The following is a 12155-nucleotide window of genomic DNA, read 5'->3' as shown; positions in this document are numbered from 1 at the left end:
ATGTGGCGCAGTTCGTTGGCTGTCGCTCGCAGAGCAGGCGCTCGCAGGGCATCTAGGCCATTGGTCATAGATGACAGCCACGAAGCTCTCACCTGGCTGAGCGCACAGCTCAGGCCGTTCCGCCCCGCTACCGCATCAGCCCCGCCAGCATGGGGTCTGGCAGGCTTTTTCCTCGCGAGCAGGCTCGATAAGTCGCGAATCAATTCTTATCAAAAACTGATCAATGGATAGAAAAAACAAACTTATTAAATATATACAGACTCAGGATTGTCGGCAATGATGAAGACATCCCGACGACAACAGCTTGGATACTCAAGGAGATTCGCATGGCAGGATTCAACAAGGTGGTGACCAGCTACGCGGAGGCCATGGCAGGCCTCGAAGATGGCATGACGGTAATCGCCGGTGGCTTCGGCCTGTGTGGTATCCCGGAGAACCTTATTGCTGAGATCAAGCGCCTCGGCGCCAAGAACCTCACCGTGGTTTCCAACAACTGCGGCGTCGATGGCTTCGGGCTCGGCGTCCTGCTGGAAGACCGTCAGATCAAGACAATGATCGCCTCCTACGTCGGCGAGAACGCACTGTTCGAGAAGCAGCTGCTCGACGGTGACCTGGAAGTGATCCTCACTCCCCAGGGCACGCTGGCCGAGAAGATGCGTGCTGCCGGCGCCGGTATCCCCGCCTTCTTCACCGCCACCGGTTACGGCACACCGATCGGCGAAGGCAAGGAAGTGCGCGAGTTCGATGGCCGCCATTACATTCTGGAAGAGTCCATCAAGGGCGACTTCGCCATCGTCAAGGCCTGGAAGGCAGACCGCTATGGCAACGTCGTCTACCGCCACACCGCGCGCAACTTCAACCCGCTGGCCGCCACCGCCGGAAAGATCACCGTGGTAGAAGTCGAAGAGCTGGTCGAGCCGGGTGAACTGGACCCCGCCGACATCCACACGCCCGGCATCTATGTGGATCGCGTCATCAAGGGCAACTTCGAGAAGCGCATCGAGAAACGCACCGTCCGCTCGCGTTGAGCCCAGGGCTCCGCCGGCATGAATCGCTGTCATCAGGGCGACAGGCCCGTCGGCGAACTTTCTCGACCGCCTTCACGACAAGGCACAGTGCCTCATGGCTGATGGCACCCAAGACAAGGAAACAATCATGGCTTTGACACGCGAACAGATGGCCCAGCGAGTGGCTCAGGAAATCCAGGACGGCTCCTACGTCAATCTGGGGATCGGCATCCCGACACTGGTGGCCAACTATATCCCCGACGGTATCGAGGTGATGCTGCAGTCCGAAAATGGCCTGCTCGGCATGGGCCGCTACCCCTATGAAGACGAAGTCGACGCCGACATGATCAATGCCGGCAAGGAAACCGTGACGACCATCGATGGCGCTGCCATCTTCGATTCGGCCGAATCGTTCGCCATGATCCGTGGCGGCCACGTCGACCTCACGGTGCTCGGCGCCTTCGAGGTGGACGTGAACGGCAATATCGCCAGCTGGATGATTCCGGGCAAGCTGGTCAAGGGCATGGGCGGCGCCATGGACCTGGTCGCCGGTGCCGAGAACATCATCTGCACCATGACCCACGCCTCCAAGCACGGCGAATCCAAGCTGCTCAGCCAGTGCGAACTGCCGCTGACCGGCGCCGGCTGCATCCGTCGCGTGCTGACAGACCTCGCCTTCCTCGAGATCAAGGAAGGTGCCTTCCACCTGCTGGAGCGCGCGCCAGGCGTGAGCGTCGAGGAAATCAAGCGTCTGACCGCAGGCAAGCTGGTCGTCCCGGAACACGTGCCGGAAATGCAGCTGGATGCCTGAGGCACTTTCTGCCTCCGACCACTGGCCACCCTCGCGCCGCCTTTGGCCTTCGAGCCACTTTTGACTCACGAAACAATTGCGCTCGAGGGTGACGAATCACGGCCCCGGCATCCCACGGATTTTTGCCGACCCTTTTGAGGAAAATCTCTCATGATGTGATGGGCGCATCACATCCTCTCTCCGAGAGCCTTGATGGCTTCGACGCCATCCGCCGGCAGCGCTGCCATCGCTGCCGGCTTTTTTGTGTCTATCGCCCGTCGTACGGGGCTTTGCGCCATTCAAGCTCCTGCACAGGCAAAGCCGCACCATGGTCTTTTTCCTACAGGCGTCATCGCTCATACCAAGATAACGGGATAAAAAAACAAGCGAGCTCCCCGCCCTTGATGTGGCGAAATTCTCAGCACTATTGGCACGGATTTGCGGGCGAATTCTGCACACGATCATTAGGCAAAAGGATAAGTTTTTGATATTTCATTTGACCTTGCCGCCCGAGCAGCGCAGTATTGCTCTCGTTGGTTAGCAAGTCGAATATCGTCAGTCGTGATCGAAGCACTTCGGTACCTGGTGTATATCCTCCTTGTTTTACCCACGTTTATCGGGTAACTCCCGGCAATATCATCAGTAAGGAATTACGATCATGGCAACTGGCACAGTCAAGTGGTTCAACGACACCAAAGGTTTCGGCTTCATTTCTCCGGACGACAACGGTGACGACCTGTTCGCACACTTCTCCGAAATCCAGGCTGAAGGCTTCAAGTCTCTGCAAGACGGTCAGAAGGTTTCCTTCGACGTCACCCAGGGCAAGAAAGGCCTCCAGGCCGCCAACATCAAGATCGTTGACTGATCATGATCTGGCTGGAAGAGGCTAACCCCTCCTCCGACAGAAAAGCCCGCTTCGGCGGGCTTTTCTGCGTCTGGCGTTCGCGCACGACGCGGGGCATCGCCCCCTCCCACATGCCCGTCTGCTAGACATGAAAAAGGGACTGCCTGGGCAGTCCCTTTTTCATGTCTGGTCAAAGTGCGTCCAGCAGCGGGTGATCGTCACGCCTCGTTGGCAATTCCGCTGACTGTGTCTCATCTGGCCACGGCGTGCTCAACCCCGATAGTAGCGCTGCTCGACGAACGGCATCTTCGTCACCGTCATCGGCAGGCGCTTGCCACGCACATCGGCAAACACTTCGGTCTCGAGTGCGCTGTGAGCGATGCTCACATAGCCCATCGCCACCGGCTTGCCATAGGTCGGCCCGAAGCTGCCGGAGGTCACCACACCGATACGATTGTCCTGGGCATCATAGAGCTCAGCCCCTTCGCGGATAGGCGCACGCCCGTGCGCGACCAGCCCTACCCGCTTGCGGGTGTGATCCTTGTTGGCGATCTGGGTCAGGATGACATCGGCCCCCGGGAAGCCGCCTTCACGCTCGCCACCCTGACGACGCACCTTGCCCAACGCCCAGATCAGGCTGCCTTCCACCGGTGAGGTGGTGGTATCGAGATCGTGACCGTACAGGCACAGCCCCGCCTCGAGACGCAGTGAATCCCGCGCGCCAAGCCCGATGAACTCCACCTCTTCCATCGCCAGCAACAGCCGCGCGAAGCGCACTGCGTCGGCATCGGGCACGGAGATCTCGAAGCCATCCTCGCCGGTGTAGCCACTGCGACTGACCCAACACTCGATACCCTCGATGGTGACATGGGCATGATGCATGAAGGTCAGCTCGCAGGCCTCGGGCGACAGACGCTGCATCACCGCATGAGCCATCGGCCCCTGCAGTGCGAGCAGCGCCCGATCTTCCAGCACCTCAAGCTCGATATCCATCGGCAGTCCTACCCGCAGATGTGCGATGTCCTGATCCTTGCAGGCAGCGTTCACCACCACGTAGAGGTGTTCACCGCCATTGACGATCATCAGGTCGTCCAGGATACCGCCGGTGTCGGAGGTCAGCAGGCCATAGCGCTGCATGCCCACCGGCAGGTCGATGATATCCGTCGGCACCAATGCCTCCAGCGCCGCCTGCACATTCTCGCCCCGCAGGATCAACTGCCCCATGTGCGAGACATCGAACAGCCCTGCCTTGGCGCGCGTGTGTTCATGCTCCTTCTTGACGCCAAGCGGGTACTGCACGGGCATGGAATAGCCGGCGAACTCGACCATCCTGGCCCCCTGCTCGACATGCAGGTCATGAAGGGCGGTCTGCTTGAGACCCGTCACTGCGGCGGAATCGGACATCGTCATTCTCCTGGTTGGCTTGCGATGACTCTCAGAGATGGCACACGAACGGCACACGCTCTCTGGAGGCTTGTTGTCATGGACACTGCTCACAAGAGCACCGTCGACTTGAACAGGGCGCCCTGCGCCTGCACCGCCCAGGTCAGGTGGCCCGGGCGATGCACAAGGCAGTCAGTGGCACGGTAGGGCCAGGCGAGTCATCAGCGTCGTTCAGCGATCTTCGCCAGCCAGCACTTCCTTGCCATCAAAATAATCACGCGTCAGCTTGAAGACCACCGGCGACAGCAGCGCCAGGCCGATCAGGTTCGGGATCGCCATCAACGCATTGAAGGTGTCCGCCATCAGCCAGATCAGGTCGAGCTTGGCCATCGCACCCAACGGAATTGCGATCACGAACACGATGCGATACAGCATGATGGCACGCGTACCGAACAGGTACTGGAAGCACTTCTCACCATAGAAGGACCAGCCAAGGATGGTGGTGAAGGCGAAGACCGCCAGCGCGATGGCCACCAGGTGGTTGCCCACACCCGGCAGCGCCTGATCGAAGGACATCGAGGTCAGGGCCGCGCCGGTCTCCCCGGAAGACCACAGGCCAGAGGTGATGATCGCCAGCGCCGTGATGGTGCAGATGATGATGGTGTCGATGAAGGTCCCCAGCATCGCGACCAGACCCTGGCGTACCGGGTTCTTGGTCTGCGCCGCCGCGTGGGCGATGGGCGCACTGCCCAGACCCGCTTCATTGGAGAAGATACCGCGCGCCACACCGAAGCGGATGGCGGCCATCACTGCTGCCCCGGCAAAGCCGCCGGTAGCCGCGACCGGATTGAAGGCATAGGTGAAGATGAGGCCGAAGGCATGACCGATCTGGTCGGCGTTGATCACCAGGATGATGATGCCGGCCAGGAAGTAGGCGATGGCCATGAACGGCACCAGCTTGCCGGCCACGCTGGAGATGCGCTTGATGCCACCGAGAATCACGGCGCCAGCCAGCACCATCATCACCACACCGGAGACCCAGTGCGGAATGGCGAAGGATGTTTCCAGCGCATCCGCGACCGAGTTGGACTGCACGGTGTTGCCGATACCGAAGGCCGCGAAGCAACCGAAGAAGGCGAAGGCACCGCCCAGCCAGCCCCACTTGGCACCCAGACCGTTGCGGATGTAGTACATCGGGCCACCGACATGGTTGCCGGTGTCATCGACTTCACGATAACGCACTGCACACACGGCCTCGGCGTACTTGGTCGCCATGCCGACCAGCGCGGTGATCCACATCCAGAAGATCGCCCCCGGGCCACCCAGCGCGATGGCGGTTGCCACGCCCGCGATGTTGCCGGTACCGATGGTCGCCGACAGCGACGTCATCAGGGCATTGAAAGGAGAAATCTCGCCGTCGCCATCCTTGCCCGGCGCACGACCATTCCACAACAGCTTGAAGCCGGTACCCAACTTGCGGATCGGCATGCCCTTTAGGCCTGCCTGAAGATAGAAGCCGACCCCGAGCAGCAGGATCAGCATCAATGGACCCCAGACGACGCCATTGATGGCACTAAAGACGGAACTGATCATTTCCACGCAGATTTCCTCCGCTGAATTGTTGTTATCACACGATGCGCAGTGACTCGTGGCGGTGCCATCCCCAGGTGGGTGATCGACCCGCGACGAGCCTCCCACGGCATTTTCACCGTTGGGACAGCCCACATTAGCGGAAGCTATCTCACTTCACTAGCCTAACAGGGCTTTACGCTGGCAGGTGAGGCAATCATTGCGTAAAAAGTACGATGAGACTGCGCCAACTCGCATGTTTCATCGCCTCATCGTGTCTTCTGGCAGCAGATCCTTCGCCCGGTGATCTCGAGACTGTCGAAAAAGGTCTCACAACAAACCGAACCGAATGACGAGCTAGATGCAGAGCCGCATGCCCGGCGCGGTCACGCTCAGGTGAACCTCGTTCAGCGTCTCCAGCGCTCTCATCAGGTTCGCTTTGCTTGAACGCATCAGGCATTGACAGCCGAGTCTTCACGACACAACATGGAAACAAGTTTCCGATAAGAAACTGCCGGCACCATAACGCGAGTTTGAGCGCCTCGCAACAGTGACCCGGACATCCTCGCCCACTGGCGCGACCCATCTCCCGCACTGCTGCGAGGTACTTAACCTCTCACGAGGTGTCACGGCGCACTAGCAAGGCGCCGGGCGGCCCGGCCAACGATGCATAGCAATGGGCCAGGCAGGCCCATGATGGCGGGCTTCATGAGTGAACCACGCAAGACACTGGACGCCCGAGGAGTGACAGACCACGATAGAGGGACGGCCGTCAGCAGCACACGCCCAAAGTCGTAGCATCACGCGGCAGTCTGCCACTGCCACACGCTGGGACCTTGGGGCATAATGACGTACCGATTCCCTGAATCAGAAAATCTTTTCACATAGGAAAACACTCATGAGCAATATTCCCGCCACGCTGAAGTACACCGAGAGTCACGAGTGGGTTCAGGACAACGGCGATGGCACCGTGACCATCGGGATCACCGACCACGCCCAGGAGGCGCTTGGCGATGTCGTCTTCGTCGAACTGCCGGAAGTCGGCCGTGAGCTGGCACTGGAAGAAGAGTTCGGGGTCATCGAGTCCGTCAAGGCGGCCTCCGATCTGTACGCACCGCTGGCCGGTGAAGTCATCGCCGTCAACGAGAGCCTCGAAGACGCGCCGGAATCCGTCAACGAGAGCCCCTATGACGATGCCTGGATTCTGAAGATGAAGGTCGCTGACAGCGCCGAACTCGAAAAGCTGCTCGACGCTGATGCCTATTCTCAGCTGGTCGAAAGCGAAGCCTGATCGCCGTCAACCTCCTGTCCAGGCCGCAGTCACTCAGGGCAGGAGGTTTCAGCGCGTATCCGTGCTCGCATAAGTCACACTCGCGCACAGCCACCTTCGTGATTGCGCTACCCCGTTTCGATGGCACGACACCCCTGACACGACCGCCCTTGCAGGTCGCGCGGGGAGTGAAGCAACTGCAGCATGCTCGGCAGTGATGTCGATGCCCCCATGATTCCCGACGCCCTGCCCGCAGCCTCCTCGCTGGCACGGTGATGTTCCTCCCGCGGACTGCCCTCTGCAGTCCCCGTTGCAGCACAGGATTTCTTGCATGGCTCACGAGACGCTTACCCTGGCCCAGTTGGCCGGACACGACGATTTCATCTCCCGCCACAATGGGCCGACCGATGCCAATGTGACGCGCATGTTGGCGACGCTGGGCGAAGAGAGCATCGCCACGCTCATCGACCGCACGGTGCCCACCGCCATTCGTCTGGGCCGTGAGCTGGATCTCGAAGGGCCACGCACGGAATCCGAAGCACTGGACTACCTGAAGCGCCTCGCGCGTCAGAACAAGGTGTTCAAGACCTATATCGGCCAGGGTTACCACAACACCCACCTGCCGGCAGTCATCCAGCGCAACGTGCTGGAAAATCCGGGCTGGTACACCGCCTACACGCCGTATCAGCCGGAAATTGCCCAGGGCCGTCTCGAAGGACTGCTCAACTTCCAGCAGGCAGTGATGGACCTGACCGGCATGGAGCTGGCCAACGCCAGCCTGCTGGACGAAGCCACCGCCGCTGCAGAGGCCATGGCGCTGTGTCAGCGCGGCAACAAGAAGAGCAAGAGCAAGCGCTTCTTCATCGCCGATGATGTCCTGCCGCAGACCCTGGACGTCATGCGCACCCGCGCCGACTACTTCGGCTTCGAGCTGGTCATCGATGCCGCAGAGAACGTCGGCGAGCACGACATCTTCGGCGCCCTCTTCCAGTACCCGGGCAACACCGGCCAGGTGCGAGACCTCGCGCCGCTGCTGGACGCCGCGCGCGCCAATGGCGCGATGACCGTGGTGGCCGCCGACCTGCTGAGCCTGGTGCTGCTCAAGTCGCCGGGCAGCCTCGGTGCCGATATCGTCGTCGGTACCTCCCAGCGTTTCGGCGTGCCGATGGGCTTCGGCGGCCCGCACGCGGCCTTCTTCGCCACCACCGACAAGCTCAAGCGCTCCATCCCGGGCCGTATCATCGGCGTCTCCAAGGACTCACGCGGCAACCCGGCACTGCGCATGGCGATGCAGACTCGCGAGCAGCACATCCGCCGCGAGAAGGCGACTTCCAACATCTGTACCGCCCAGGCGCTGCTGGCCAACATCGCCGGCTTCTACGCCGTCTATCACGGTGCCGAGGGCCTCAAGCGCATCGCTACCCGCGTGCATCGCCTGACCAGCATTCTCGCCGAGGGCGTCAGCCGTTGCGGCATGGCACTGGCCCACGACAGCTGGTTTGACGCCATCACCGTGACCGGCGTGGATGAGGGCAAGATCCACGGTCGCGAACTGACCCACGAGATCAACCTGCGCCACCATGGCGACGGCCGCATCACCATCAACCTCGACGAGACCACCACCGCCGCTGACGTCGGCGTGCTGTTCGACGTGCTGCTCGGCGAAGAGCACGGCCTGTCCGTCGCCGCGCTGGACCAGGACCTGCTGGCCAAGGGCGCAAGCGCGATTCCGGCGGCCTGCCAGCGTGACAGCGACTTCCTGACTCACCCGACCTTCAGCCGCTACCACTCGGAAACCGAGATGCTGCGCTATCTGAAGCGTCTGGAGAACAAGGACCTGTCGCTGACCCACGCGATGATCCCGCTGGGCAGCTGCACCATGAAGCTGAACGCCACCACCGAGATGATCCCGGTCACCTGGCCCGAATTCGCCAACGTCCACCCCTTCGCACCGTCGGATCAGGTGGTCGGTTACAAGCAGATGATCGATGAGCTGTCGGCCTTCCTGGTCGAGATCACCGGCTACGACGCCATTTCCATGCAGCCGAATTCCGGCGCGCAGGGGGAATACGCTGGGCTGGTCGCGATCCGTCGCTACCAGGCCTCCATCGGCGAAGGCGCACGCGATATCTGCCTGATCCCAAGCTCCGCTCACGGCACCAACCCGGCTTCGGCCGCAATGGCCGCGATGAAGGTGGTGGTGGTCGAGTGTGACGCCAACGGCAACATCGACATCAAAGACCTGCGTGCCAAGGCCGAGCAGCACAGCGACAAGCTGTCCGCGATCATGATCACCTACCCGTCCACCCACGGCGTGTTCGAGGAAACCGTGCGCGAAGCCTGTCAGGTCGTTCACGACCACGGCGGCCAGGTCTACATCGACGGTGCCAACATGAACGCCCAGGTCGGCATCTGCCGCCCGGGGGACTTCGGCGGCGATGTCTCGCACCTCAACCTGCACAAGACCTTCTGCATTCCCCACGGTGGCGGTGGCCCGGGCATGGGCCCGATCGGCATCAAGGCCCACTTGGCGCCGTTCGTCTCCAACCACGTGGTCACCCCGCTGGAAGGCGTGAAACCGGAGTGCACCGCCGTCTCGGCCGCCGCCTTCGGTTCCGCGGCGATCCTGCCGATCTCATGGGCCTACATCAAGATGATGGGCGCGCAGGGGCTGCGTGAAGCCACCGAGCTTGCGATCCTCAACGCCAACTACATCGCCACGCGTCTCGATGGGCACTATCCGGTGCTCTACCGCGGCAAGAACGGCACCGTGGCGCATGAGTGCATCATCGATATCCGCCCGCTGAAGGCCGCTTCCGGCATCAGCGAGGAGGACATCGCCAAGCGTCTGATCGACTACGGCTTCCACGCGCCGACCATGTCGTTCCCGGTGGCGGGCACCCTGATGGTCGAGCCCACCGAGTCGGAGTCGCTCTACGAGATCGACCGTTTCTGTGAGGCGCTGATCGCGATCCGCGCCGAGATCGCCCGTGTCGAGCAAGGCGAGTGGACACTGGAAGACAACCCGCTGGTGCACGCGCCGCACACCCAGGCCGACCTGATGGACGCCGAGTGGACGCGCAGCTACTCCCGCGAGATCGGCGCCTTCCCCAGCGAGCACGTCAAGGCCGCCAAGCAGTGGCCGGCGGTCAACCGGGTCGACAACGTGCACGGCGATCGTCAGTTGATCTGCTCCTGCCCGAGCATCGATCTCTACCGTGATTGAGAGCGGCGATTGAGGGCCGTGACTGAGAGCGGTAATGGAAGGCCGTAACGGCAAGCCAGCCATGAGGCAGTGATGAAACGCTGTCGCTGATCGCTCTGGCACAAGAACGCCCCTGCCGGGAAACCGGCAGGGGCGTTGTCGTTGCTGCTGTCTTTCACGAGACTGCTCGAAGGCGCAGTGTCGCGCCAGTCGCGTTTACTCCTTCCAGCTCTTGAGCAGCTCGTCGTAGGCGATGGTCTCGCCCTTGGGCTTCTCGTTGTCCAGCTTGGCCTTCGGCGCACCCGGCTGGGCGAACCAGTACTCCGCATCACGCTCCTCGTTGAGCTTCGGACCACAGTTGTCCATCACCTTGGCGCGCTCGAGACGCTCGAGAATGCGGTCCTGTGCCTTGGCCAGGCCATCGAGGGCTTCCTGTGGCGTGGCTTCGCCACTGGCGGCCTGGGAGATGTACTGCCACCACAGCTGAGCAAGCTTGGGATAGTCCGGCACGTTGGTCCCGGTCGGCGACCACTGCACTCGCGCCGGGCTGCGATAGAACTCGACCAGACCGCCCAGCTTCGGCGCGGCATCGGTCATCGCCTGGGACTGGATATCCGACTCGCGGATCGGCGTCAGCCCTTCCAGGGTCTTCTTGAGCGAGACGGTCTTGGCAGTGACGAACTGCGCGTACAGCCAGGCCGCGTGACGATTCTTCTCCGGCGTGGAATCGAAGAAGGTCCAGGCGCCCACGTCCTGATAGCCAAGCTTCATGCCCTCTTCCCAGTACGGGCCATGCGGCGACGGCGCCATGCGCCACTTCGGGGTGCCATCGTCGTTGACCACCGGCAGGCCATCCCGCGTCATGTCGGCGGTAAAGGCGGTGTACCAGAAGATCTGCTGGGCGATGTTGCCCTGGGACGGCACCGGACCGGACTCGGAGAAGGTCATGCCCTGGGCTTCCGGCGGTGCGTACTTGCCCAGCCAGTCGACATACTTGGTGGTGGCATAGACGGCCGCCGGGCCGTTGGCCGCGCCGCCACGTGTCACCGAGGAGCCCACCGGCTGACATTCCTCGACACGAATGCCCCACTCGTCCACCGGCAGGCCATTGGGCAGGCCCTTGTCGCCGGCACCCGCCATGGAGAACCAGGCATCGGTGAAGCGCCAGCCGAGTGACGGGTCCTTCTTGCCGTAATCCATGTGGCCGTAGACGCGCTCACCGTCGATTTCCTTGACGTCATTGGTGAAGAAATCGGCGATGTCCTCATAGGCCGACCAGTTGACCGGCACCCCCAGCTCGTAGCCGTACTTGTCCTTGAACTGCTTCTTCAGGTCTTCGCGCTCGAACCAGTCGGCACGGAACCAGTAAAGGTTGGCGAACTGCTGGTCCGGCAGCTGATAGAGCTTGTCATCCGGGCCGGTGGTGAAATCCAGCCCGATGAAGTCGTCCAGATCCAGCGTCGGCGAGGTGAAGGCCTTGCCGTCGCCTTCCATCATGTCGCTGATCGGCACGACCTTGCCATAGCGGAAGTGCGTGCCGATCAAGTCGGAATCATTGACGTAGCCATCGTAGATATTGCGCCCGGATTGCATCTGGGTCTGCAGTTTCTCGATGACGTCGCCTTCCTGAATCAAGTCGTGGGTCAGCTTGATGCCGGTGATCTCGCTGAAGGCCTTGGCCAGCACCTTTGACTCATATTCATGGGTGGTCAGGGTTTCCGAGGCCACCTTGATTTCCATGCCGCGCAGCGGTTCAGCGGCCTTGATGAACCACTCGAGTTCGGACATCTGCTCGTCCTTGCTCAGCGTGGAGGGTGAGAACTCCTGATCGATCCACTTCCTTGCCGCATCCTGATACTGATCGGCCGTGGCCTGGCTGGAGAGGCCGGCGAGCCCCGCCGCCGTGGCGAAGGCGATGGCGTAACGCAGGCGTGCGGGTCGAATGATGTGCTGACTCATGGGATGTCCCTTCATTGGCGTTATTGTTGTGTCGCGTCTTCCAACAACCACTTCCGTCAATCACGTGTCGCGCGGCGCGATTCGCCGCCTTGCTTGCTCTCGGTGCTGCTCGTCCTCCTGCCGTTCCA

8 protein-coding genes are annotated in these 12155 nt (G+C 61.6%); 5 read left to right on the top strand and 3 right to left on the bottom strand.

The genetic code is table 11. The annotated features are described in order from the left end of the window. Positions 1-326: 326 nt before the first annotated feature. The 3 genes from QQF40_RS02645 to QQF40_RS02635 all read left to right on the top strand — a co-directional run bounded on the left by QQF40_RS02645 (position 327) and on the right by QQF40_RS02635 (position 2662). A complete protein-coding gene (locus QQF40_RS02645) occupies positions 327-1028 on the top strand; it encodes a CoA transferase subunit A (RefSeq protein ID WP_176676697.1) in 702 nt (233 codons plus the stop codon). A 127-nt stretch (positions 1029-1155) separates the two neighbouring features. Beyond that, positions 1156-1818 carry a 3-oxoacid CoA-transferase subunit B gene (locus QQF40_RS02640; protein ID WP_176676696.1) on the top strand — a complete coding sequence of 221 codons (663 nt, stop codon included), beginning with the start codon at positions 1156-1158 and terminating at the stop codon, positions 1816-1818. A 637-nt stretch (positions 1819-2455) separates the two neighbouring features. Next, positions 2456-2662 (top strand): cold-shock protein, encoded by a 207-nt coding sequence (locus QQF40_RS02635; RefSeq protein WP_175089832.1) that lies wholly within the window; start codon positions 2456-2458, stop codon positions 2660-2662. Between the two features lie 249 nt (positions 2663-2911). Here the strand turns inward: QQF40_RS02635 and gcvT are convergent, their stop codons facing one another. Together gcvT and QQF40_RS02625 are read right to left on the bottom strand one after the other, a co-directional pair. Next, positions 2912-4045 (bottom strand): glycine cleavage system aminomethyltransferase GcvT, encoded by a 1134-nt coding sequence (gene gcvT, locus QQF40_RS02630; protein ID WP_176676695.1) that lies wholly within the window; start codon positions 4043-4045, stop codon positions 2912-2914. Between the two features lie 210 nt (positions 4046-4255). Then, positions 4256-5617 (bottom strand): alanine/glycine:cation symporter family protein, encoded by a 1362-nt coding sequence (locus tag QQF40_RS02625; RefSeq protein WP_217485881.1) that lies wholly within the window; start codon positions 5615-5617, stop codon positions 4256-4258. 874 nt (positions 5618-6491) lie between these two features. Between QQF40_RS02625 and gcvH the strand changes: the two genes are divergently transcribed. Together gcvH and gcvP are read left to right on the top strand one after the other, a co-directional pair. Continuing rightward, on the top strand, positions 6492-6884 hold the full coding sequence (gene gcvH / locus QQF40_RS02620) for a glycine cleavage system protein GcvH (RefSeq protein ID WP_175089829.1): 393 nt from the start codon (positions 6492-6494) through the stop codon (positions 6882-6884). Positions 6885-7194: 310 nt separating this feature from the next. After that, positions 7195-10089, top strand: a complete 2895-nt coding sequence (gene gcvP, locus QQF40_RS02615) for an aminomethyl-transferring glycine dehydrogenase (RefSeq protein ID WP_176676693.1) — start codon at positions 7195-7197, stop codon at positions 10087-10089. A gap of 195 nt (positions 10090-10284) precedes the next feature. On the opposite strand, the gene QQF40_RS02610 is transcribed toward gcvP, so the two are convergent. Beyond that, positions 10285-12027 (bottom strand): ABC transporter substrate-binding protein, encoded by a 1743-nt coding sequence (locus QQF40_RS02610; protein WP_175089827.1) that lies wholly within the window; start codon positions 12025-12027, stop codon positions 10285-10287. Between the last annotated feature and the right edge of the window lie 128 nt (positions 12028-12155).

The organism is Cobetia sp. LC6 (assembly GCF_030264805.1).
Lineage (GTDB): Bacteria > Pseudomonadota > Gammaproteobacteria > Pseudomonadales > Halomonadaceae > Cobetia.
The sequence above is the reverse complement of the archived record's forward strand: the minus strand, read 5'-3'. Positions and strand labels throughout refer to the sequence as shown.

Coding starts and splice junctions, on each gene's coding strand:
- QQF40_RS02645 (WP_176676697.1), top strand. CDS start 327: ATGGCAGGATTCAACAAGGTGGTGACCAGCTACGCGGAGGCCATGGCA.
- QQF40_RS02640 (WP_176676696.1), top strand. CDS start 1,156: ATGGCTTTGACACGCGAACAGATGGCCCAGCGAGTGGCTCAGGAAATC.
- QQF40_RS02635 (WP_175089832.1), top strand. CDS start 2,456: ATGGCAACTGGCACAGTCAAGTGGTTCAACGACACCAAAGGTTTCGGC.
- gcvT (WP_176676695.1), bottom strand. CDS start 4,045: ATGTCCGATTCCGCCGCAGTGACGGGTCTCAAGCAGACCGCCCTTCAT.
- QQF40_RS02625 (WP_217485881.1), bottom strand. CDS start 5,617: ATGATCAGTTCCGTCTTTAGTGCCATCAATGGCGTCGTCTGGGGTCCA.
- gcvH (WP_175089829.1), top strand. CDS start 6,492: ATGAGCAATATTCCCGCCACGCTGAAGTACACCGAGAGTCACGAGTGG.
- gcvP (WP_176676693.1), top strand. CDS start 7,195: ATGGCTCACGAGACGCTTACCCTGGCCCAGTTGGCCGGACACGACGAT.
- QQF40_RS02610 (WP_175089827.1), bottom strand. CDS start 12,027: ATGAGTCAGCACATCATTCGACCCGCACGCCTGCGTTACGCCATCGCC.